This is a genomic window from Actinokineospora cianjurensis (assembly GCF_003663795.1).
Taxonomy (GTDB): Bacteria; Actinomycetota; Actinomycetes; order Mycobacteriales; family Pseudonocardiaceae; genus Actinokineospora; species Actinokineospora terrae.
This window is the reverse complement of sequence record NZ_RCDD01000004.1, coordinates 70,462-93,637: the sequence shown is the minus strand read 5'-3', so window position 1 is coordinate 93,637 and position 23,176 is coordinate 70,462. Positions and strand designations below refer to the sequence as shown.

Annotated in this window: 19 protein-coding genes; 8 read left to right on the top strand and 11 right to left on the bottom strand. The window is 69.2% G+C overall.

Features of this window, described 5'->3' with window-relative positions; translation table 11 throughout:
- Position 1 precedes the first annotated feature (1 nt).
- Complete coding sequence (locus CLV68_RS23025; protein ID WP_121393368.1) at positions 2–241, bottom strand: DUF397 domain-containing protein; 240 nt, start codon at positions 239–241, stop codon at positions 2–4.
- A gap of 8 nt (positions 242–249) precedes the next feature.
- Positions 250–1,098, bottom strand: a complete 849-nt coding sequence (locus CLV68_RS23020) for a helix-turn-helix domain-containing protein (protein ID WP_121393367.1) — start codon at positions 1,096–1,098, stop codon at positions 250–252.
- Positions 1,099–1,247: 149 nt separating this feature from the next.
- On the opposite strand from CLV68_RS23020, the gene CLV68_RS23015 reads away from it, so the two are divergent.
- Positions 1,248–1,577: a hypothetical protein gene (locus tag CLV68_RS23015; protein ID WP_121393001.1), complete on the top strand. Its 330-nt coding sequence runs from the start codon at positions 1,248–1,250 to the stop codon at positions 1,575–1,577.
- Positions 1,578–1,594: 17 nt separating this feature from the next.
- On the opposite strand, the gene CLV68_RS23010 is transcribed toward CLV68_RS23015, so the two are convergent.
- Positions 1,595–4,225 carry a valine--tRNA ligase gene (locus CLV68_RS23010; RefSeq protein ID WP_121393000.1) on the bottom strand — a complete coding sequence of 877 codons (2,631 nt, stop codon included), beginning with the start codon at positions 4,223–4,225 and terminating at the stop codon, positions 1,595–1,597.
- A gap of 68 nt (positions 4,226–4,293) precedes the next feature.
- Here CLV68_RS23010 and valS point away from each other — a divergent pair, with 68 nt between their 5' ends.
- From valS to CLV68_RS22990, 4 genes are all read left to right on the top strand, one after another.
- On the top strand, positions 4,294–6,753 hold the full coding sequence (gene valS / locus CLV68_RS23005; protein ID WP_121392999.1) for a valine--tRNA ligase: 2,460 nt from the start codon (positions 4,294–4,296) through the stop codon (positions 6,751–6,753).
- 298 nt (positions 6,754–7,051) lie between these two features.
- A complete protein-coding gene (locus CLV68_RS23000) occupies positions 7,052–8,020 on the top strand; it encodes a hypothetical protein (protein ID WP_147460137.1) in 969 nt (322 codons plus the stop codon).
- Between the two features lie 55 nt (positions 8,021–8,075).
- Positions 8,076–10,388, top strand: coding sequence for an FdhF/YdeP family oxidoreductase (locus CLV68_RS22995; RefSeq protein ID WP_121392997.1), 2,313 nt, complete (start codon positions 8,076–8,078; stop codon positions 10,386–10,388).
- 241 nt (positions 10,389–10,629) lie between these two features.
- Positions 10,630–10,875, top strand: a complete 246-nt coding sequence (locus CLV68_RS22990) for a mycoredoxin (RefSeq protein ID WP_092777151.1) — start codon at positions 10,630–10,632, stop codon at positions 10,873–10,875.
- Between the two features lie 429 nt (positions 10,876–11,304).
- On the opposite strand, the gene CLV68_RS22985 is transcribed toward CLV68_RS22990, so the two are convergent.
- The 3 genes from CLV68_RS22985 to CLV68_RS22975 form a co-directional block, all read right to left on the bottom strand.
- Positions 11,305–11,619, bottom strand: coding sequence for an SCO4225 family membrane protein (locus tag CLV68_RS22985; RefSeq protein WP_147460136.1), 315 nt, complete (start codon positions 11,617–11,619; stop codon positions 11,305–11,307).
- Positions 11,620–11,749: 130 nt separating this feature from the next.
- On the bottom strand, positions 11,750–13,252 hold the full coding sequence (locus tag CLV68_RS22980; protein ID WP_121392995.1) for a phytoene desaturase family protein: 1,503 nt from the start codon (positions 13,250–13,252) through the stop codon (positions 11,750–11,752).
- Positions 13,253–13,285: 33 nt separating this feature from the next.
- Positions 13,286–14,080, bottom strand: coding sequence for an SDR family NAD(P)-dependent oxidoreductase (locus CLV68_RS22975; protein ID WP_121392994.1), 795 nt, complete (start codon positions 14,078–14,080; stop codon positions 13,286–13,288).
- Positions 14,081–14,205: 125 nt separating this feature from the next.
- Here CLV68_RS22975 and CLV68_RS22970 point away from each other — a divergent pair, with 125 nt between their 5' ends.
- The 3 genes from CLV68_RS22970 to CLV68_RS22960 all read left to right on the top strand — a co-directional run bounded on the left by CLV68_RS22970 (position 14,206) and on the right by CLV68_RS22960 (position 18,411).
- Entirely contained in the window at positions 14,206–15,543 is a 1,338-nt protein-coding gene (locus tag CLV68_RS22970) for an alpha-lytic protease prodomain-containing protein (protein WP_121392993.1), read from the top strand.
- Positions 15,544–15,641: 98 nt separating this feature from the next.
- Complete coding sequence (gene fdhD, locus CLV68_RS22965; protein ID WP_121392992.1) at positions 15,642–16,463, top strand: formate dehydrogenase accessory sulfurtransferase FdhD; 822 nt, start codon at positions 15,642–15,644, stop codon at positions 16,461–16,463.
- Positions 16,464–17,526: 1,063 nt separating this feature from the next.
- Positions 17,527–18,411, top strand: coding sequence for an alpha/beta hydrolase (locus CLV68_RS22960; RefSeq protein WP_121392991.1), 885 nt, complete (start codon positions 17,527–17,529; stop codon positions 18,409–18,411).
- On the opposite strand, the gene CLV68_RS22955 is transcribed toward CLV68_RS22960, so the two are convergent.
- The 5 genes from CLV68_RS22955 to CLV68_RS22935 all read right to left on the bottom strand — a co-directional run bounded on the left by CLV68_RS22955 (position 18,339) and on the right by CLV68_RS22935 (position 23,107).
- Positions 18,339–18,875: a flavoprotein gene (locus tag CLV68_RS22955; RefSeq protein WP_121392990.1), complete on the bottom strand. Its 537-nt coding sequence runs from the start codon at positions 18,873–18,875 to the stop codon at positions 18,339–18,341. The genes CLV68_RS22960 and CLV68_RS22955 overlap by 73 nt on opposite strands.
- Entirely contained in the window at positions 18,872–20,047 is a 1,176-nt protein-coding gene (locus tag CLV68_RS22950; RefSeq protein WP_121392989.1) for a helix-turn-helix domain-containing protein, read from the bottom strand. The genes CLV68_RS22955 and CLV68_RS22950 overlap by 4 nt, the downstream gene beginning before the upstream one ends.
- Before the next feature lie 202 nt (positions 20,048–20,249).
- Entirely contained in the window at positions 20,250–21,542 is a 1,293-nt protein-coding gene (gene clpX, locus CLV68_RS22945) for an ATP-dependent Clp protease ATP-binding subunit ClpX (RefSeq protein ID WP_121392988.1), read from the bottom strand.
- A gap of 308 nt (positions 21,543–21,850) precedes the next feature.
- Complete coding sequence (locus CLV68_RS22940; protein WP_211346757.1) at positions 21,851–22,480, bottom strand: ATP-dependent Clp protease proteolytic subunit; 630 nt, start codon at positions 22,478–22,480, stop codon at positions 21,851–21,853.
- A gap of 45 nt (positions 22,481–22,525) precedes the next feature.
- Entirely contained in the window at positions 22,526–23,107 is a 582-nt protein-coding gene (locus CLV68_RS22935; protein ID WP_092777388.1) for an ATP-dependent Clp protease proteolytic subunit, read from the bottom strand.
- Positions 23,108–23,176 lie beyond the last annotated feature (69 nt).

Below are 23,176 nucleotides of genomic sequence, written 5' to 3'. Positions count from 1 at the left end.
CCTAGAGGGTACGGAGGGCCCGCGCGAACGAGGCGACGGGGAAGGCCAGGGTGGGGCCATCGGGGTTCTTGGAGTCCCGCACAGCGGTCACGGCCGGGGTGCGCGCGACCTCCACGCAGTTGGAGTTCGTGCCACTGCGGCTGGACTTGCGCCAGACGTAGCCCACCTCGACACAGTCGGAGTTCGTACCGCTCCGGCTGGACTTGCGCCACACGATCGAAGCCCGGTCCACCGCGTTCATCAAGATCCTCACTCTCGGTCGTGCTCCCGTGCGATGGTCGCAACGAGTTCCACCGACTTGGCGGGGCTCAGAGCCACCTCGCTCAGGGTATCGGCCTCGGCCCGGAAGAACTCGACCTGATCGGGTTCTTCCAGGAAGAGGCCGGAAATCTTGTGTTCCAAATGCACCACTGGCTTGTTCCGCACGAAGTCCAGAAGCGTGAACGAACCGTCCAGACCGGAGTGCCCGCGTAGCGACAGGGGCAACACCTGCAAGGTGGTGGCGCCTTGTTCAACCGATTCCAGGACATGCCTCAACTGCCGCGACATGATCTTCGTGCTGCCCAGCACCCGCCGCAGCACGAACTCGTCCACGATCAGTCGCAGGGTGGGCGGCTCATCCTTCGTGAGGATCGCCTGCCTGGCCAACCTCGCGGCGACTCGCGAGTCGATGTCCTCTGCGGGAACGTTTCCGACCCGCATCAACGCGCGGACGTAGTCCCCGGTCTGCACCAAGCCGGGGATCAGCAACGGCTCGTAGTTCACGATGCTGATCGCCTCGCGCTCGATGCGCATGAGGGTTTTGGACTCCGCCGACAGGGCTGCCTGGTTCTCCCAGTACCCTATGTCATCGGAACGTTCGGCCAACTTGACCAGACGGTCTCGATCCCTTCCGATCACTCGGTAGATCACGAGTAGGGACGCGACGTCGGCGGGCCTGATTCCCTGTTTGCCGGTCTCCATCCGGGAGATCTTGGACGCCTGCCACCCCAGCAGGTCGGCCACCTCCTTGCAGCTCATCTTCCGGCCCTCGCGCAGCACCCGCAGTTCGCCGCCGAGGCCCCTGCCGATGACAGTGGGTTGCTTCGAAGTAGCCATGTCCATCCCTCCTGATCTTGGGCCAACGGCGACAGTCTCTCGCATCTGAAGAGCAAAATCATTCACTCGATGGCGTCATTGTGATCCGACCCATCGTGATGCGATGCTCCCCAGGCAGTATCGCAACGTTGCTATCTTGGAGGTACAAGTTGCAGACGATCATTCCCGAGGACGAGCTCAGGCAGCAGATCGCCCAGGTCACGGCCGAGTGCGCGCCGCGCCGGTTCGCCGTCTACCAGGTGCAACGGGACGCGGACGGGCAGGCGCTGGACTTCGCCGTGCTCGGCTGGGGCATGGAGATCGCGGACGGGTTCGGCGAGGACTACGTCGAACTGTTCGGCATGCCCGACCACAAGGGCGCGCGGCTGCGCGGGCAGTTCCAGTCCGCCGAGTCGGCGACGCGGGTGTTGGCGGGCAGCAGGCCGGTCGAGGTCCGCTGGGTCGACGAGGACCCCGACCAGCTCGCTAAGTCCGCCTAGGGATCAACCGAGCGGGGTCAGCCCGCGGGCAGGGCGGCGAGCCTGGCCTGCACGCGGGCGATCTCGGCCTGGGCGGCGTCGCGCCGGGTCTGGATCTTGGCGACGACGTCGGCCGGGGCCTTGTCGGTGAACTTGGAGTTGCCCAGCTTGGCCTCGCACTGCGCGAGTTCCTTCTCGGCGACCGTCAGGTCCTTGGTGAGCCGCTTGCGTTCCGCCGCAACGTCGATAGCACCGGACAGGTCCAGCTCGACGGTGACGCTACCGCCCGCGAGAGACACTTCCAGCGAAGCGCTCGCGGTGAAGTCCTCGCCGGGAACGTCCAACCGCGCCAGCGACGTGACAGCGCCAACGAGCGCCGTCAGACCTGCCTCGTCCACACCGGACAACCGGGTCGCGACGCGCTGACTGGGCTTCACACCCTGGTCGGCGCGGAAGCGGCGGATCTCGGTGATGAGCTTCTGCACGCCTTCGACCCGGCGGGTCGCGTCGGCGTCGGCAACGCTACCGGAGACGGTCGGCCAGTCAGTGACGACGATGGACTCCTTGCCCGTCAACGCCTTCCACAGCACCTCGGTGATGAACGGCGTGATCGGGTGCAAGAGGCGCAGCACGGTGTCGAGCACGTGACCCAGGACAGCGCGGGTGGCCTCGGCGCGCGCGCCGCCCTCGGCGATCTGCACCTTCGTCAGTTCGAGATACCAGTCGCAGTAGAGGTCCCAGGTGAAGTGGTAGAGCGCGTCGCAGATCTTCGCGAACTCGAACCTCTCGAACAGGGCATCCACTTCGGACACCAGCGCGTCGGCCTTGTCCAGGATCCACAGGTCCGCGTCCGTCAACTGGTCGCGGGCGGGCACCGGGATGGCCGTCGTGGCGCCGTTCATCAGGGCGAAGCGGCTGGCGTTCCACAGCTTCGTGCCGAAGTTGCGCGACCCGGCGGCCCACTCCTCCGCCAACGCCATGTCGCTACCGGGGTTCGCGCCGCGCGCGAGGGTGAAGCGGGTGGCGTCGGCGCCGAAGCGGTCGAGCCAGTCCAGGGGGTCGAGCACGTTGCCGCGCGACTTGGACATCTTCTTACCCTGTGCGTCGCGAATAAGACCGTGCAAGTACACGTGGTCGAACGGCTGCTTGCCGTCCATCGCATAGAGGCCGAACATCATCATCCGGGCGACCCAGAAGAAGAGGATGTCGTAGCCGGTCGACAGGACGCTCGTCGGATAGAACTTGGCGAGGTCGTCGGTGCTGGCAGGCCAGCCGAGCGTGGACACGGGCCAGAGGCCGGAGGAGAACCACGTGTCGAGGACGTCCGGGTCCTGTGTCCAGCCGTCGCCGGTGGGGGGCTCCTCGTCGGGGCCCACACACACGACCTCGTCATTGGGCCCGTACCAAACCGGGATGCGGTGGCCCCACCACAGCTGCCGCGAGATGGTCCAGTCGTGCATGTTGTCGACCCAGTCGAAGTAGCGCTTGGCCAGCTCCGGCGGGTGCACCTGGGTCCTACCGTCGCGGACAGCGTCACCCGCGGCGCGCGCCAGCGGCTCGACGTTGACCCACCACTGCAACGACAGGCGCGGCTCGACAACGGTGTCGCAGCGCGAGCAGTGCCCGACCGAGTGCAGATAAGGGCGCTTCTCCGCGACAATGCGGCCGTCTTCGCGCAACGCGGCCACCACGGCGGGGCGCGCCTCGAAGCGGTCCAGGCCCTCGAACGGGCCCTTGACCGTGATCACGCCGGTCAGGTCCATGACCGTCAGCGACGGCAGGTCGTGGCGGCGGCCGATCTCGAAGTCGTTGGGGTCATGCGCGGGGGTGACCTTGACGGCGCCGGTACCGAACTCGGGGTCGACGTGCTCGTCCGCGACGATCGGGATACGCCTACCGGTCAGCGGCAGTGCGACCTCGGTGCCAATGAGGTGGCGGTAACGCTCGTCGTCCGGGTGCACGGCGACGGCAGTGTCACCGAGCATGGTCTCCGCGCGCGTGGTGGCGACCACGATGGCGTTGTCGCCGTCGCCGTAGCGGATGGAGACGAGCTCGCCCTCGTCCTCGGAGTGCTCCACCTCGATGTCGGACAGCGCGGTGCGGCAGCGCGGGCACCAGTTGATGATGCGCTCGGCGCGGTAGATCAGCTTGTCGTCATAGAGGCGCTTGAACACGGTCTGCACCGCGCGGGAAAGGCCCTCGTCCATCGTGAACCGCTCACGCGACCAGTCGACCCCGTCGCCGAGGCGCCGCATCTGGTCGAGGATCTTGCCGCCGTACTCGGCCTTCCACTCCCAGACCCGCTCGACGAACTTCTCCCGCCCCAGGTCGTGCCGCGACAGCCCCTGGCTCGCCAGCTGCCGCTCCACGACGTTCTGGGTCGCGATCCCCGCGTGGTCCATGCCGGGCAGCCACAGCACCTCGTAGCCCTGCATCCGCCGCCGCCGGGACAGCGCGTCCATCACCGTGTGGTTGAGCGCGTGCCCCATGTGGAGGCTGCCCGTGACGTTGGGCGGCGGCAGCACGATCGTGAACGGCGGCTTCTCACTCGCGGCATCCGCGGTGAAGTACCCAGCCGCTACCCAGCCCTCGTACAGCTCCGCCTCTACCGCTGCCGGCTCCCAGGCCGGGGGAAGGTCAGAGCTGGGCAAGGTGGGGTTATCAGTCACCCCACGAGTCTACGAAGGCCAGCGAAAACAAGTCGAACCGGGCGCTCGGTGGTGACTACCCTCCGCGCATGGCGCATACACCGAAACTCCCCGAGCGCCCGTCGTTGGACGGGTTGGAAGCCACCTGGGCGGCTCGGTGGGATGAGGTAGGCGTCTACGCGTTCCGGGGCGATGGGGATCGGGAGTCGGTCTTCTCCATTGACACGCCGCCGCCGTCGGTGAGCGGGAGCCTGCACATCGGGCACGTGTTCTCGTACACGCACACGGATGTGATTGCCCGGTACCAGCGGATGCGCGGTAAAGACGTGCTGTATCCGATGGGGTGGGACGACAACGGTCTGCCTACCGAGCGGCGCGTGCAGTTGGTGCACAAGGTGCGGTGTGACCCGTCGCTGCCCTACGAGCCTGACTTTGTGCCTACGGGCAAGCCGACTGCGGTGTCGCGGCGGAACTTCGTGGAGTTGTGCGCGCAACAGACCGCGCTGGACGAGCAGACCTACGAAGCCTTGTGGCGGCGGCTAGGACTATCCGTGGACTGGTCGCGGACCTATACGACTATCGGTGCTCGGGCGCAGCGGTTGTCGCAACGGTCGTTCCTAGGGCTACTCGCGGAAGGTGAGACCTACCAGGCTGAGGCGCCGACGTTGTGGGATGTCGGGTTTGGGACGGCGGTGGCCCAGGCGGACGTGGAGCACCGGCCGTTTAGAGGTGCCTGGCACACGCTGCGGTTCGGCGATGGCATCGAGGTGGAAACAACGCGGCCGGAGCTGCTACCTGCGTGCGTGGCGCTTATCGCTCACCCTGACGACGACAGGCATAAAGCGCTGATCGGGACAACCGTGCGCACGCCGCTGTTTGACGTGCCTGTGCCCGTGTTGGCCCACCACGAGGCGGATCCGGAGCGCGGTAGCGGACTGGTGATGTGCTGCACCTTCGGTGACCTCACCGACGTGCGGTGGTGGCGCGAGCTAGGGCTACCTGTGCGGGCGGTGATTGGCCGCGATGGGCGTTTCCTGCCCGATGCTCCCGAAGGTGTGCAAGAGCCCTACTCGGCGCTCGTGGGCGCGACCGTCCACACGGCACGTGAGCGGGTGGTGTCGCTGCTGCGCGCGGATGGGTCTCTCGTGGGTGAGCCGCGACCGGTGGAGCGGCCGGTGGCGTTCTATGAGCGCGGTGACAAGCCGTTGGAGATCGTGTCCGGGCGACAGTGGTTCATCCGATCAGCCGGACATCGGGAAGTCCTGCGCGAGCGCGGCCTCGAACTCGACTGGCAGCCCGCGCAGATGCAGGCGCGCTACCAAAGTTGGGTGGACGGCCTCGCGGGCGACTGGCTGGTGAGCCGCCAACGCTTCTTCGGCGTGCCGTTCCCGCTCTGGTACCCACTCAACGCCGACGGGGAACCTGACCACGACAGCCCTATCCTGCCCACCGCGCTACCGGTCGACCCAGCGTCCGAGACCCCGCCTGGCTACACCGCCGAGCAGCGCGACGCGCCCGGTGGGTTCACCGCCGATCCGGACGTGATGGACACCTGGGCCACGTCATCGCTAACTCCGCTGCTTGTGTGTGGCGCCGACGATGACCCTGACTTGTTCGCCAAGACCTATCCGATGGACCTGCGCCCACAGGCTCACGAAATCATCCGCACCTGGCTATTCAGCACGGTCCTCCGAGCCCACACCGAGACAGGTGTGCTGCCCTGGCGGCGGGCGGCGATCTCAGGCTGGGTGGTCACTCCTGACCGGCACAAGCTGAGCAAGAAGTCCGGTAGCGCTACCTCGCCTGACGACCTTCTCGACCGCTATGGCGCTGACGCGGTGCGGTACTGGGCAGCATCAGCACGACCAGGCGTGGACACCGTGTTCGACGAGGCCAAGATGCGCGTAGGGCGCAGGCTGGCAACCAAGCTGCTCAACGCCAGCCGGTTCGCGCTGGGTATGGGTGCAGGTGGTGAACCCAGCGCTCCGCTGGATCTAGCGCTGCTCGCCGAGTTGGACAAGGTGGTGGCGGGTGCGACCGCGGCTCTAGAGGCGTCCGACTACGCCGAGGCGTTGGAGCTGGTGGAGCGCTTCTTCTGGTTCTGGTGTGACGACTACATCGAGCTGGTCAAGGACAGGGCCTACCGCGAAGACGACTCCGCGAGGGCAACTCTCCGTATAGCTCTGTCGGCAGTGCAGCGCCTCTTGGCCCCATTCCTGCCGTTCGCGACCGAGGAATCGTGGTCGTGGTGGCAAGAGGGATCGGTGCACACCGCGCCCTGGCCTGTGGTGACCGGTAGTAGCGGAGACATCGGTGTTCTCCGAACCGCGGTGACGGTGCTCGCCGCGGTCCGGCGGGCCAAGTCCGAGGCCGGGAGATCACTGCGGTGGCGGGTCGACGAAGTGATCGTGACCTGCTCGGACGCCGGCGTGACGGCCCTCACGGCTGCGGAGGGTGACCTACGGGCGGCCGGGGCCATCCAGACGATCGAATACGCTCGATCGGATGATGATCGAGTGGAGGCGCGGGTCGTGCTGGCGGCCGAGTAGCGCTGTGACCTGGACCACGTCCACCCCTGGTGATCCACTCCGAGGCGGCCGGGCACCCACGCGCTGTGTACCCGCCACGGAGGCGTGGCGGCGGTCTGCGCCGTTCGGGTGACACTGCGCGACGGCTGAGCGGCGATCGTGACCGTTGGTCCGGCTTCGGCCGCCGCTCACCGCAGCACGAGCGGTCCGCGCGGGCATCCTGTTAACACGGGCTGTGGCCATATCGATGAGGAGTTCACCAGGCAGTCGACACCTCAACCAGCCCGGCACGCCGGGTTGGATCGCCCTTGGGGGGCCGGTGGACCAACGTGAGTACGGCGATCACGCGGCGTTACAAGATGCCGCGTGGCGCCGCCGAGTGCGCGCGTCGGCGCAAGCCGACGTGAAGGCGATGCTGCGCAGGACGCGACGTCGCCGTCTTGAGCGTTGGCTCGTGACGTCGATGCTGCTGGTCGCCGTGGTGGCCGTGGTGATGCTGCTGGCCGGGGTCGGGGTGTTCGACCGGTCCGGGCGCGGCGGACCGCCAGGACCAGGCGGGGACGAGCCGGGCGCCGAGAACGTCGTCGACCTCAACCGGCCGTTCGCGCTGACGCCTGCCGCGCACTGGGCCGACGGCGAGGCGGGCATCACGACCCCGCCCGCGATGCAGGTCGGCGAGTTCAGCGCCGAGGAGGTCGCCGACGCCACCCGCCAGGTCAAGGACGTGCTGGTCGCCAGCAGGCTCGACCCGGCGATGCTGCGCGACCACAACCCCGACCGCTACCTCGGCATGCTCGCCCCCGACGTGGCCAGGCAGTTGCGGCCGCTGTTCGGCTCCGGCAACGAGCGCCAGGTCCAGGCCCTGGTCAGCATGATCGACAACGGCTCCCGGCTGCTGCCCGCGGCGCCGAAGGTCAAGGGCTCGATGCGGGTCGAGGCGGGCAAGGCGGGCGAGCTGGTGGTGCACACCAACTACGTGTTCGCCTACGCCTTCACCGCGGACGACGTCGCCCTGCCGCTGGACCCGATGAGCGTGATCGTCGTGGTCCGCGCCGACATCGAGTACGTGATGCGCAAGGGCGCGCGGTGGGCGCCGGGCAGCCTGGGGCTGTGGTACGAGAAGGTCGACGGCTTCTACTACTCGATCTCCTGCGACGCCTACGCCAAGGGCTTCATCGCCTCGGACTACCACGACCGCACGCCGACGCGGACGAAGGCCAAGCACGACAAGGTCACGTATTTCGACCCGGAAGCCGACATCCCGCTGGAAAGCGGCTGCCCCAGCTAGGCCCCCTGTGGACAACTTTTTGCAGGGTTGACACAGATAGCCGACGATGAGTCGCATGGTCAGCACACCGCCAGAACGCGACGTCGACGAAGCCGAGCTGGACGTCACCGAGCGCAAGAAGTGGGCCGCCGGGATCCCGGGGGTCGCGACATCGCTGCGCCGGGGCGTGGAGCAGATGGGCGCCCTGCGCACGGGCGCCACGCTGCGGTTACTGAACCAGCGCGAGGGGTTCGACTGCCCCGGCTGCGCCTGGCCGGAGCCGCGTGGGCACCGCGCGGCGGCCGAGTTCTGCGAGAACGGCGCCAAGGCGGTGGCCGAGGAGGCGACCCGGCGGCGGGTCGGGCCGGAGTTCTTCGCCGAGCACCCGGTGGCCGAGCTGGCCGAGCGCACGGACTACTGGCTGGGGCAACAGGGCCGGATCACCCAGCCGGTGGTGCTGCGCCCGGGGGCGACGCACTACACGCCGATCGACTGGTCGGACGCCTTCGAGCTGATCGCCGGGCAGCTGCGCGCACTGTCCACACCGGACGAGGCGCTGTTCTACACCTCGGGTCGCACCAGCAACGAGGCCGCGTTCCTCTACCAGCTGCTGGTGCGGTCGTTCGGCACCAACAACCTGCCGGACTGCTCGAACATGTGCCACGAGTCCTCCGGTGCCGCGCTCGCCGAGACCACCGGCGTCGGCAAGGGCTCGGTGACGCTGGAGGACATCACCCGGGCGGACCTGCTGGTGGTGGTCGGGCAGAACCCGGGGACCAACCACCCCCGGATGCTGACCGCGTTGGAGAAGGCGAAGGCGAACGGGGCGCGGATCATCGCGGTCAACCCGCTGCCGGAGGCGGGGCTGCTGCGGTTCAAGAACCCGCAGAAGGTGCGGGGGCTGCTGGGCAAGGGCACGGCGCTGGCGGACGTGTTCTGCCAGATCCGGCTCGGCGGCGACCAGGCGCTGTTCCAGGCCATCGGGCACCTGCTGCTGAGGTGGGAGCGGGAGCGGCCCGGCCAGGTGGTGGACCAGGACTTCGTGAGCGGGCGGACCGAGGGGTTCGAGGAGTACGCCGCGCACGTCGCCGACCTGGACTGGGCCGAGGTGGACGCCGCCACCGGGCTCGACCGGGCCGAGGTCGAGCAGGTCGCGCGGATGTTCGCCGAGTCGGAGCGGACGATCGTGTGCTGGGCGATGGGGCTGACCCAGCACAAGCACTCCGTGCCGACGATCCGCGAGATCGCCAACGTGGTGCTGCTGCGCGGCATGATCGGGAAGCCGGGGGCCGGGCTGTGCCCGGTGCGGGGGCACTCGAACGTGCAGGGCGACCGCACCATGGGCATCTGGGAGAAGATGCCGGAGAAGTTCCTGGCCGCGCTGGACACCGAGTTCGGCATCACCTCCCCGCGCTCGCACGGGTTGGACACCGTCGGGGCGATCCGGGCGATGCGCGACGGCAAGGCGAAGGTGTTCATGGCGGTCGGCGGGAACTTCGCCTCCGCCAGCCCAGACACCGCGGTGACCGAGGCGGCGCTGCGGGCGTGCGACTTAACAGTGCACGTGTCGACAAAACTGAACCGGTCGCACGTGGTTCACGGGCGCACCGCGTTGATCCTGCCGACGCGCGGTCGCACCGAACGCGATGCCCAGTCGTCCGGTGAGCAGTTCGTGACGGTCGAGGACTCGATGTCGGTGGTGCACCGGTCCCGGGGGCGGTTGGAGCCCGCGTCCCCGGACCTGATGTCCGAGGTCGGGATCGTGTGCGGGCTGGCGTTGGCGCTGTTCGGTGCCTCGCACTCGGTGCCGTGGGCGTCGCTGTCCGGCGACTACGACCTGATCCGCGATCGGATCTCGCGCGTGGTGCCGGGGTGCACCGACTACAACGCGCGGGTGCGGGAGCCGGACGGGTTCGTGCTGCCGCACGCGCCGCGGGACTCGCGGGAGTTCACGGGGACCCGCACGGGGAAGGCAGTGTTCACGGCGAACCCGTTGACAGTGCTGCGCGTGCCGCCCGGTCGTCTGCTGCTGCAAACCCTGCGCAGCCACGACCAGTACAACACCACGATCTACGGCCTCGACGACCGCTACCGCGGCATCAAGGACGGGCGCCGCGTGGTGCTGGTCAACCCCGCCGACATCACGGCACTGGGGCTGGCCGACGGGCAACTGGTCACTCTCATCAGCGAGTGGCCGGACGACCCGACAGGGGTCACGGAGCGGCATGCCCACCGCTTCCGCGTGGTCGCCTACGACACCGCCCGGGGCTGCGCCGCCGCCTACTTCCCCGAGGCGAACTCCCTGATCCCGCTGGACTCGACAGCCGACACGTCGAACACCCCCACGTCGAAGTCGGTCGTCGTGCGCCTGGAAGCGGAGGTGGTGTGAGGGGACAACTGCTGAGTGGCCGACCGTGCGCTTGGCCCAGGTGCTGGTCGTGGCTGAGTGGGGAGGTGGGGTGAGGGCGGTTCGCATCGTTGGGCTGACCGTGCTCCTGATCGGAGGTGGTGTGACAACAGCCCGGGTACCGGTCGCGGTGTGACGTGCGCCTCATGATTGGGTGGCATCGGAGTGACGGTCCTGGCGTTGATGCTGGTGACCGACCGACTCGCCGATGAGGGAGCCCTCGATGTCCGCGCCCGAGACGCTGACCATGTACTCCACCACCTGGTGCGGCTACTGCCGCAGGCTCAAGACGCAACTGGACGCCGAGGGCATCGAGTACGTCGAGGTCGATATCGAGGAAACCCCGGGCGCCGCCGAGTACGTCATGTCCGTCAACGGCGGCAACCAGACCGTCCCGACCCTGCACTTCCCCAACGGCGCCGCGCTGACCAACCCGTCACTGGCCCAGGTGAAGGCAGAGCTGGGCTGAGCCGGGCTCAGTCGACACGGACCGCTGCGGGGTGGCGGCTCGGCCACCATCCCGCTTGGTCGGCGCGCCGGCCTGGGCGGCGTGCTGGTCCGGGTGGTCTGCGTGCCGGCCCGGATGGTCTGCGTGCTGGCTCGGGTGGGTCGCGTGCCGGCCCGAGTGGGGCGGCGTTGCCTGAGAGACGAACAGTTCAGTCGCCTCAGGGGTCAGGCGGCTGGGTGGCCTGGGGTCAGGCGGCTCGCTGGTCTCGGGGGTCAGGCAGTTCGGTCGCGGCAGGGGTCAGGCAGTTCGGTGGCCTCGGGGGCCAAGCAGTTCGGTCGCCTCTGGGGGTCAGGCAGTTCGGTGGCCTCGGGGGCCAAGCAGTTCGGTCGCCTCTGGGGGTCAGGCAGTTCGGTGGCCTCGGGGGCCAAGCGGTTCGGTCGCCTCTGGGGGTCAGGCAGTTCGGTGGCCTCGGAAGAGGAGCCAGAGCAGCCAGGTCTGGAAGAGGGCCGCGCCGACGAGGGTGGCGCTCGCGGTGATGCCGTCCCAGGGTTGGGGTAGTTCGGGCACCAGGATGATCAGCAGCGACGCGGGCAAGGTCACCGCCACCGCCAGCACCGGCGCGAACGAGGCGTCGGCGGACTCGTTGACCGCCAACACCACGGCCACGACGGCGAACACCACGGTGATGACGGCGATGTAGCCCAGCACCACCTTCCGCGCCGCCCGTCGATTGCTCCACCTGGTGGCCCGGCCGCTTGTCGTCACCCCGACAAGCCTGCCGGTTCCTCAGCGTGCCCGCACGAGGACGGCCTCGTGACGACGTCCGCACGCGCTCCAACCCTGTTCGCCCACCCGCCGACCATGTCGGGTCTTGCGGGCTAGGGGTGGAGTAGGGCTAGGGGTGGAGAAGAGCCATGGCGGCGTTGTGGCCGCCCAGGCCGCTGACGCCGCCGCCGCGTTGGGTGGCGCTGGCGCAGAGGTGGAGGTTGGGGGTGTCGGTTTCCACGCCCCAGCCGGTGCCGTGGGGCCAGGTCAGGGGGCCGTGGAAGATGTTGCCGCGGGGCATGGCGAGTTCGGCTTCCAGGTCTTGGGGGGTGCGAGCTTCCAGGCAGGGGACGCCGTTGGTGGTGGAGAGGCAGGATTCGATGGGGTCTAGGAGGTAGCGGTTGAGACCGGCGAGGTAGCGGTTCACCAGCTCGTCGCGGGCGTTCGGGTCGGCGAACAGGGTGTCGGGGGTGTGCAGCCCGAACAGGGTCAGGGTGTGGGCGGTTGGAGAGTCCACAATGGACCTGTCGGTGAGTGTGTGGCAGTACATCTCGCCTGGTGGGCGGGCGGGCAGTTGGCCTGCCGCGCTCTCGCGGTACGCGGTTTCCAGGTCGTCGTAGGTCTCGTCCAGGTGGAAGGTGCCCGCGAAGGCGTCCTCCGGGCGGATGCCGGACCTCAAGCGGGGCAGGCGGTCCAGCAGGAGGTTGACCTTCAGCTGCGCACCTGGCGCGGCCGGGCGCGCGGGTCGACCCAGCAGTCGGTCGAGCACCGAGGGGGCGACGCCCGCGAGGACGTGGCGGGCGCCGACGGTGATCTCCTCGTTGGCGTGCTGGTAGACCACCTCGGCGGTGATCCCGTCCGCGGCAACGGAAGTGACCTCGGCGTCGGTCAGGAGTCGGGCACCGGACTCGCGGGCGACGCGGGCCAGTTCGCTGGTCACCGCGCCCATGCCGCCGACCGGGACGCGCCAGTCGCCGGTGCCGTTGCCGATGACGTGGTACAGGAAGCAGCGGTTCGCGGCGAGGTCCGGATCCGCCAGCGACGTGTGGGTCCCGATCAGGCCGTCCGTGGCAACCACACCGCGGACGACGTCGTTGGTGAAGACCTCTTCCAACGTCTCGGCCAAGGGCTGCTCGAACACCCACCGCCAGGCATCGGGGCCCGCGGCGGCGATCACCAACTCGCGAAGAGCCTCACGGCTGGGCAGCGGCTCCAGCATGGTCGGCGCGACAGCCTCCGCCAGCCGCGCCATAGTGCCGTAGAACTCGCGCCAGCGAGCGTACTCAGCGTCAGAGCCGGTAAGAGCGCGGAACGACCCCGCCGTGTCAGGACCACCCACCAGCAGACCGGTATGCACACCGTCGCGTTCAACTGGGGTGTAGGAGGAAACCGACCGCGAGCGCAGCGTCAGGCGTAGGCCGAGGTCGGACACGATCTGGTCTGGTAGCAAGCTGACAAGGTAGGAGTACCGCGACAAGCGCACCCCAGGAAACGGGCTAGCGCTAACCGCGGCACCGCCGACATGACCAAGCCGTTCCACTACGAGCACCGAGCGGCCTGCGCGGGCGAGGTAGGCGGCGGCGACTAGCGCGTTGTGCCCGCCGCCCACCACGACAACGTCATATGCGTCCACCCAGCCGACCGTACTGGCCGACGGGCGAACAGCCTATGTGCGCAGGTAAGAGGCCCCGTTGAGGTCAAGGATCGTCCCCGACGCCCACAGCGCCTCCGCCGACGCCAGGTAGACCACTGCCCCGGCGATCTCCTCCGGCGTCGCGACCCGGTCGAACGGGCTCTGCGCGCGGATCGCCTCCCCCGCCGACCCCGCCAGCCGCTCGGACACCCGCTCGGTGTTGACGAACCCCGGCGCCACCGAGGTCACCGCGATCCCGTGCGGCGCCAGCGCGACCGCCAACGACTGCCCCAGGGCGTGCAGACCGGCCTTGCTCGCGCCGTACGCCGGGTGCTGCGGCTCGCCGCGGAAGGCGCCCCGCGAGCCCACGTTGACGATCCGGCCGCCGCCGCCCTGCTCGATCATCCGCACCGCGACCTGGTGGGTCAGGTTGGCCGCGCCGAGCAGGTTGACCGCGAGCACGTCCTGCCAGGCTTTGGTCCACTCCTGGTACGACGTGGTCACCGGTGGGTGCGCCGGGGTGAGCACCGCGGCGTTGTTCACCAGCACGTCCACGCCGCCAAGACCATCCACGACGGTCTCGACGAACGGCGGGATCGCGGCCGGGTCCGACAGGTCGGCCCCGACGACCAGATGACCGTCGCCGGGCAACTCGGCGACGAGCCGCTCGGCCCGATCCACCCGACTGGAGTAGTGCACCGCGATCCGGTCACCCAGAGCAGCGAAAGCGCGGGCCACAGCGGCGCCTATACCACCGGACGCGCCGGTAACCAGTACGCGGCGTGGTGGTCGGGGGCCTTCGGCGCCGGAGTTGTTCCCAGTATTCATGTTCCCACCTTCCCAGTAGCGGTCGAAATGGGAGGTATGACCTCATTGGTATGTACCAATATGGGTGATCCCCCTCCTACCGTCGGGTCTTACCCTGCACAACTCGCCCTCAATTGGAGAGCGTGATGAATCGCAAGTTCACCGCTGCCGCACTGGCAGCACTCACGGCGGCCGGCCTGTCCACGGCCATCGCCATGACCCCGTCGGCGACAGCGGGCCAGGCCGCCCCCGCTGTCACCGCCGCCGACTCGACCTCGCCCGAGGTCCTCAGTGCCATGTCCCGGGACCTGAAGATCACCACCGAGCAGGCCAAGCAGCGCCTGAACCGCGAGTACAAGGCGAGCAAGACCGAGGGCGCCCTGCGTGGCACCCTCGGCGCGAACTTCGGCGGTGCCTGGCTGGACGCGGGCGCCACCACGCTGACCGTCGCGGTCACCGACGCCACCAAGGCGGACCAGGTGCGCGGCCTCGGCGCCGTGCCGAAGGTCGTCAGCCGCAGCCAGGCCCAGTTGGACTCGGCCAAGTCCCGGCTCGACGACAACGCCCGCAAGGCGCCCAAGTCCATCCCCGGCTGGTACGTCGACGTGACCACCAACGCGGTGGTCGTGCTGACCAAGTCCGGCGGCCAGGACGCCGCCACCGCGTGGGTCAAGGCCAGTGGCCTCGACGCCGCCGCCGTGCGCTTCGAGACCTCGGCCGAGGAGCCACGGCCGTTCATCGACGTCATCGGTGGCAACGCCTACAGCTTCGGCGGCAGCCGCTGCTCGATCGGCTTCTCGGTCGAGGGCGGGTTCGTCACCGCGGGCCACTGCGGCACCGCGGGCACCCAGACCACCAACCCCAGCGGGTCGGTCGCCGGGTCCAGCTTCCCCGGCAACGACTACGGCTGGGTCCGCGTCGCCGCGGGCAACACCCCCCGGCCGCTGGTCAACCGCTACTCCGGCGGCCAGAACGTGTCCGTCGCCGGCAGCACCGAGGCCGCCGTCGGCGCGTCGGTCTGCCGCTCCGGCTCCACCACCGGCTGGCGCTGCGGCACCATCCAGCAGAAGAACTCGTCGGTCACCTACCCGCAGGGCACCGTGACCGGCCTGACCCGGACCAGCGCGTGCGCCGAGCCGGGCGACTCGGGCGGTTCGTGGCTGGCGGGCGACCAGGCGCAGGGCGTCACCTCCGGTGGCTCCGGCAACTGCAGCCAGGGCGGCACCTTCTACTTCCAGCCGGTCAACGAGATCCTGCAGGTCTACAGCCTGCGCCTGCTGACCTCCGGTGGTCCCAACCCGACCACCAACCCCACCACGACCACCCCCGGTAACCCCGGTGGCGGTACCTGGGCCGCTTACACCAACTACGCGGTTGGCGCGACCGTCACCTACGGCGGCGCCAGCTACCGGGCCATCCAGGGTCACTACTCCCTGCCTGGCTGGGAGCCGCCGAACGTGCCGTCGCTGTGGGCACGGTCCTGATCCAGGACTGACGCGGTAACCCCCTGAGCGGCCCGCTCCCGACGAACGCAGGCGTCGGGAGCGGCCCACCTTTCATTTCCGGGCCTAGGCTTGGGGCCATGGGACGGGTGACGGTGCGCAGGCCGGTGGTCCGGGTCGGTCCGGACGGGCGGCGGAGCAGGCCGGACGCGCTGGCGGCCGAGGAGCCGCTGGAGATCCGGGTCGGCGGGCGGGCACTGGCGGTCACCATGCGCACCCCGGGGCACGACGTGGAACTGGCGCACGGGTTCCTGCTGACCGAGGGGGTCATCGGGGACCGGGCCGACATCGCGATCGCCCGCTACTGCGACGGCGTCGACGACCAGGGGCGCAACACCTACAACGTGCTCGACATCGCTCTCGCCGATGGCGTCCCGCCGCCGGACCCCGGGGTGGAGCGGAACTTCTACACGACCTCGTCCTGCGGGGTCTGCGGCAAGGCGGCACTGGACGCGGTCCGGCTCAAGACGCGGTACTCCCCCGCCGCCGACCCGGTGCGGGTGTCGATGGACGTGCTGGCCGGGCTGCCGGATGTGCTGCGGGAGAAGCAGAAGGTGTTCGGCAGCACCGGGGGCCTGCACGCGGCGGGACTGTTCACTTCGGACGGTCGGGCGCTGGTGGTGCGGGAGGACGTCGGGCGGCACAACGCGGTCGACAAGGTGCTGGGCTGGGCGTTGCAGCAGGGACTGGTGCCGCTCGCCGGGATGGTGCTGCTGGTGTCGGGGCGGGCGTCGTTCGAACTGGTGCAGAAGGCCGCGATGGCGGGCGTACCGGTGCTGGCGGCGGTATCGGCGCCGTCGTCGCTGGCGGTGGAGCTGGCGGACGAGCAGGGGATGACGCTGATCGGCTTCCTCCGCGGCGACACGATGAACCTCTACACCGGCGACACACGAGTCGACTGAACCCGACACCGTCCGACGCGCTCAACCCGGCCGGCGCGCGCGGTCGGCGCATACCTCGAAACACGCCCTGACCACCGTCTCGACGTCGATCCATCCACAACCCCTCGAACCATCCACAGCCCTCGCCAAGCCCCTATTGACAAGTCACCAGGTTCGATAGGTTCAGAGATGGGCCCCCGGCCCCCGGGAGGGTGGGCCCCGGCCGCGGAGTTGATCATGGCGGGCGGCGGACGCCGGGTGGTCGAGGTGGCGGCTGGCTGGGTGGAGCTGTACGCACGGCTCCGGTCATGGTCCGATCGGCTGACCGCCGATGAGGTGACAGCCAGGTCAGCGCACAGCGCCGGTCGCGCGCCGATCAGCTGATCGGCGACGAGGTGACGGGCAGAACGGCGCACAGCGCCAGCCACGCTCCAATCAGCTGACCGGCGACGAAGAGACGGCCAGACAGACGCATCGCTCCGGCCGGGCTCCAACCAGCACACCGCTGATGAGGTGACGGGCAGGTCAGCGCACAGCGCCGGTCGCGCGCCGATCAGCTGATCGGCGACAAGGTGACGGGCAGATCAGCGCACAGCGCCGGTCGCGCTCCACCGACCGGCGACGAAGTGACGGGCAGAACGGCGCACAGCGCCGGTCGCGCGCCGATCAGCTGATCGGCGACGAGGTGACGGGCAGATCAGCGCACGGCGCCAGCCACGATCCAATCAACTGACCGACGACGAAGCGACGGTCAGGCTGACGCACGGCTCTGGGTCGGGCTCCGATCGGCTGGCGGCGATGAGGTGATGACCGGGTCGGGGAGCGGGCTCGGCGCCTGTGGTGGGTTGTGCGGGGTCGGTGCTTGAGGCGCGGGGTGCGGGAACCGCCATGCCGGATCGCTGACCTGCGTCTGAGGGGTGATATCGGCGACACCACTGGGTCGGTTCGGCTGGTCGGGGTGCCATTTTCCAGTCGCAAGCACAGTCTGTGTCTGAACCGAGAAACGTCGGCGCCGCCGGACACGATTGAGTGTGGTGACGAACCCGGGCGCGGCCGGGGTCCGTCAACGGTTCGGGGAGGGACCATGGCGGGATTCGGCTCGGCGCGGGTGAGCAGGCGGACGCTGCTCGTCGCGGGGACCGCCGCTGCCACGACCGGGGGGATCGCGCTCGGGGCGGCGACCGGGGCGTTGCCCGTGCTCACCGCGCTCGCCGAGGCCGTCGGCGGGGTCGACCCGGTGATCCGGACCGAGCGGGTGCGGTCGACGGCCCGGGGGACCGACGTCGACCTGGTCACCATGCTGCCCACGGAACTGCCCGCGCGGAACCTGCCCGTCTGCCTGTTCCTGCACGGCCTGCGCGGCAACGCCCGCCGCGCCGCCCCCACCGGCCTGGCCCGCACGCTGGCCAAACGCGTCGCCGCCGGGACGCTCCCGCCGTTCGCCTTCGTCGCCATCGACGGTGGCGACAACTACTGGCACGAGAACCACGTCGGCGACAACTCCATGGCCATGCTCCTCGACGAGATCCCCCGCTGGCTGGCCCAGCGCGGCCTCTCGACCGACCCGTTCGCCTGCGCGGGCGTCTCCATGGGCGGCTTCGGCGCCCTGCTGTACGCCCGCCGCCGCGCCGAACTCGGCAGGCCGCTCGACGCCGTTGCCGCCATCTCCCCCGGTCTGCTGATGTCCTGGCGCGAGATGAGCACCCGCCGCGCCTTCAAGAACAACACCGAGTGGACCGCGCTCGACCCGCTGCGCAACATCGACAAGCTCGGCCGCACCCCGGTCGGCATCTGGTGCGGCACCGAGGACCACTTCATCGAAGGCACCCGCAAGTTCATCCGCCTGGCCAAGCCCGAGGTCGCCTACACCGGCCCAGGCGGCCACGGCGACCCCTTCTACCGCGGCGTGGTCCCCTCGGTGCTCGACTTCCTCGGCAAGCACGCCCCCAACGCCGCCGCCCAGGGGTAATCAGCGGGCGTCCTGGGCGCGTGCGGCGCGTTGAGCAGAACGGTGACACCCGATTCTCGCAGCTCAGCCACACTGCGGTGGAACACCCGATTCGCCGCCAACGCCGAGTTCACGTACGGCATGGCGACTATGGGCACACCGAGACCGGTGAGTTCGGCGAGCTGGATCAGGACATAGGTGTCCGCGATCCCGGCGGCCCACTTGTTGATCGTGTTGTAGGTCGCGGGGGCGACCAGCACGGCGTCGGCCTTGGGAAGTGCCTGCTGCCGTGGCCCCTGGTGCGTGGTGCGGACCGGGTGACCGGTGCGGCGTTCGAGGTCGTCGAGGTCGAGGAAGTGCTCGACAGCGGACGGGGTGGCCAGGCACCAGACGTCCCACTCGGGCAACGCCAGGTCGATCATGTCGGCGACCCTCTTGGCCGGACCGGCACCGCAGATCACCAGGTAGAGAACCGGCTTGCTCACGCGGCAACCCCGGCGCGCTCAGCGATCCCGGCGACAAGACCGGCAGGCGCGCCCGTGGTGTGGCGCAACAACGTGCGAACCAGACCATGCGCGACCGGCCGACACCTGACCTCCTCCGGCGCGACCCGCTCAGCCTGGGCGAGCACGTACGCGGCCCGATGGTGCTCGGCGACGGCGATGTGGGCCTCAGTGAGGTCGAGCAGGAGGTTCGCCTTCCGCTCCGGAGTGAGGCCAGCGGGGTCGATGGTCCTGGCAGTCTCGATGGCCTTCCCGGGCTGACCCAACCTGACCAGCGCGGCGACGCGGTGCACGCGCACATTGGCCACCCCGAAACAGGTCTGGTGGTCGGCGAAGTGCGGCTCGAACCGACCCGCCACCGCGGACGCCTGCTCGTGCATCTCCCCCGCGAACCCCGCGTCGCCCAGATCAGCCGCGGTGATCGAGGCGGCGAGGAACAACATCCCGTACACCGCCAGCAAATCCGCCTCGTCGGCCGCGACCTGCTCGCGCACCCGATCCGCCACCCCCGTCAGCACCGCGACAGCCTGCTGCGTCCGCCCCATCGCCCGCGCCACACTCCTGGTCGCCCTCGCCAGTGACCAGGGATCGTCAACCCCCTGCGCGGCGTGCATGGCCCGGTCGGCGGCGAGCCACGCGAGATCGGTGGAGTCGAACTTCAGCAGCACCGACGAGGCCAGCCGGTAGGTCGACACCTTCACCCGGTGCGCTGACAACTGGTCCGGCGTAGCCACGACCGCACGCCGCGCGTCGGCCATCAAGCTGGGCAGGTGGCGGGCCACGACGGTGAAACGGGAGGACAACCAGGCGTGGTCGAGGTAGGTCGCCTGACGCGTCACTGCGGCCAAGTCGACCGGGCGATCGTCATCGACGTACTGGCCGAGAGCGGCGCGGATCGCGGCGACCTCGGTGGGATCGACGCACTGCTGCGCCCGGTCGGCTGCGCGGCGATCGGTGAGGACGCTCGGCTCGATCCCCAGGACCTCCGCGACGCGCTCGATCAGGGGAAGGCGTTCGAGGGCCCGCTCGCCGGACTCGACCTTGTCGAGCCAGGAGGTGGACCGGCCGACGAGGTCGGCGAACTGCTTGCGGTCGAGCTGCCTGCGGTCGCGCCAGTACCGCACCCGCGCACCGACCTCGAACGAGTCCGCCACACCCCGAGACTAGCGACCAATAGGTCTGCCCCAACTGGTCACCGATGCTGGCCCTTGGCGCGGGGTGGCCTCAGAGTGATCTACGGCTGGAGCGGAGGTTCACCCGGTCGAGGGCATGCGGGTGGAGTCGCCCGATGGGGGAATGGCTGAGGCCGCCTGTCCCGGGTGGGGAGGCGGCCTCAGTGGGTTCGAGCAGGCGTCTTCAGGCCGACTTCTCGCGGCGTTCGCGGCGGGAGGGTTGGCGGGAGACGATGGTGGGGTTGACGTTCTCGCGGACGGTCTGCTCGGTGATGACGACCTTGGCCACGTCGGTGCGGCTGGGGATGTCGTACATGACCGACTGGAGGACTTCCTCCATGATGGCGCGCAGGCCGCGGGCGCCGGTGCCGCGCAGGATCGCCTGGTCGGCGACGGCCTCGAGGGCGGTGTCGGTGAACTCGAGTTCGACGCCGTCCATCTCGAAGAGCTTCTGGTACTGCTTGACCAGGGCGTTGCGCGGCTCGGTGAGGATCTGGACCAGGGAGACCTTGTCCAGGTTGGTGACGCTGGCCAGCACGGGCAGGCGGCCGATGAACTCGGGGATCAGGCCGAACTTGATCAGGTCTTCCGGCATGGTGTCGGAGAAGACCTCGGCGGCGTCGATGTCGGCCTTGGAGCGGATCTCGGCGCCGAAGCCGAGGCCGCGCTTGCCGATCCGGTCCTGGATGATCTTCTCCAGGCCCGCGAACGCACCGGCCACGATGAACAGCACGTTCGTCGTGTCGATCTGGATGAACTCCTGGTGCGGGTGCTTGCGGCCGCCCTGCGGGGGCACGCTGGCGGTGGTGCCCTCCAGGATCTTGAGCAGCGCCTGCTGCACGCCCTCGCCGGAGACGTCGCGGGTGATCGACGGGTTCTCGCTCTTGCGGGCGATCTTGTCGACCTCGTCGATGTAGATGATGCCGGTCTCGGCGCGCTTGACGTCGTAGTCGGCGGCCTGGATCAGCTTGAGCAGGATGTTCTCGACGTCCTCGCCGACGTAGCCCGCCTCGGTGAGGGCGGTGGCGTCGGCGATGGCGAAGGGCACGTTGAGGAGCTTGGCGAGGGTCTGCGCGAGGTAGGTCTTGCCGCAGCCGGTCGGGCCCAACATCAGGATGTTGGACTTGGCCAGCTCGACGGTCTCCTCGCGGGACTCGCGGCCCTCGGGCCGGGCGCGGTCACCGGCCTGGATGCGCTTGTAGTGGTTGTAGACCGCCACGGCCAGCGAGCGCTTGGCGTCGTCCTGGCCGATGACGTACTGGTCGAGGAACTCGTGGATCTCGGCGGGCTTGGGCAGCTCGTCGAGCTTCACGTCGCCCGCTTCCGCGAGCTCCTCCTCGATGATCTCGTTGCAGAGGTCGATGCACTCATCGCAGATGTACACGCCTGGTCCGGCGATGAGCTTCTTCACCTGCTTCTGGCTCTTCCCGCAGAAAGAGCACTTGAGCAGGTCTCCGCCGTCACCGATACGTGCCATGACCGCTGACCTCTGTCCCCTCCGGCGCGCCCGGGGCGGCACGCCTGGCTGTGTGTCCGGCTCGTCCGGTCCCGGTCACGCGCGGCACGAGGAGAACCGCGGCGTGACCGGGCCGGTCGCGACCGTTGCCCTCGACGGTACCCGCCCACCCCCGCCGAGCGGGAGAAGCAAGGACCGACGCGAGCCGATCTGCTGCACTGCGCATGTCGAGCAAGTGTCGAACCTTAGTCGACCACGGTAGGCCGCTGACGGCCCGCGTGTCGGGTCTTTTCGACCGCTCACCGCCTCGGGCGAGGGATTTCGCCCACTCAGCTCTGGGTGGAGAGCTTGCGGTAGGGCAGCACCTCGTCGATGATGCCGTACTCCTTGGCCTCGGCGGCGGTGAGGATCTTGTCGCGCTCGATGTCGCGGCGGACCTGGTCGACGTCCTTGCCGGTGTGCCTGGCCAGGGTGGTCTCCAGCGCGCCGCGGACCCGCTGGATCTCGGCGGCCTGGATCTCCAGGTCCGACACCTGGCCGTAGACGCCCTCGGTGGAGGGCTGGTGGATGAGCACGCGCACGTTGGGCAGGGCGAACCGCTTGCCCTTGGTGCCCGCGGCCAGCAGCACCGCGGCGGCGGAGGCCGCCTGGCCGAGGCAGAACGTCTGGATGTCGGGCCGGACGTACTGCATCGTGTCGTAGATGGCCATCAACGAGGTGAACGAGCCACCCGGGGAGTTGATGTACATGGTGATGTCGCGGTCGGGGTCGGTCGACTCCAGGTAGATCAGCTGCGCCATCACGTCGTTGGCGGAGGCGTCGTCGATCTGGACGCCGAGGAAGATGACCCGCTCCTCGAACAGCTTGTTGTACGGGTTGGACTCCTTGGGCCCGTAGCTCGTGCGCTCCACGAAGGACGGCAGCACGTAGCGGGACTGCGGGAGGTGCGGGACGTGGATCTCACTCACGAGGTGCTCCTGTTTTCTCTGCGTCCGCGGCCGGGATCAGTTCGCCGAGCCCACGCGGGCCGCGCGGCTCACCACGTGGTCGATGAAGCCGTACTCCTTGGCCTCCTCCGCGGTGAACCAGCGGTCGCGGTCCGCGTCGAGGGTGACCTTCTCCACCGTCTGGCCGGTCTGCTCCGCGGTGATCAGCGCCATCTCGTACTTCCACTTCGCGTACACCTGCGCGCGGATGGCGATGTCGGACGCGGTGCCGCCGACGCCCGCGGAGGGCTGGTGCATCATGATCCGGGCGTGCGGGAGCGCGTAGCGCTTGCCCGGGGTGCCGGAGGCGAGCAGGAACTGGCCCATCGACGCCGCCAGGCCCATCCCCCAGGTGGCCACGTCCGGCTCGATCAGCTGCATGGTGTCGTAGATCGCCATGCCCGCGGTGACGGAGCCGCCCGGCGAGTTGATGTAGAAGGTGATGTCGCGCTCGGGGTCTTCCGCGGCGAGCAGCAGCAGCTGCGCGGTGATGCGGTTGGCGATCTCGTCGTCGACCTCGGAGCCGAGGAAGACGATGCGCTCACGGAGCAGCCGCTCGTACACCGAGTCGTTCAGGGTTAGCCCCGCGGTGGACCGCATGTGGGGCGAGAGGTGCTGCGTCACGTCTGCCTGCCTTCTCCAAGTCTGCCTGGGTACAACTAGATCTCT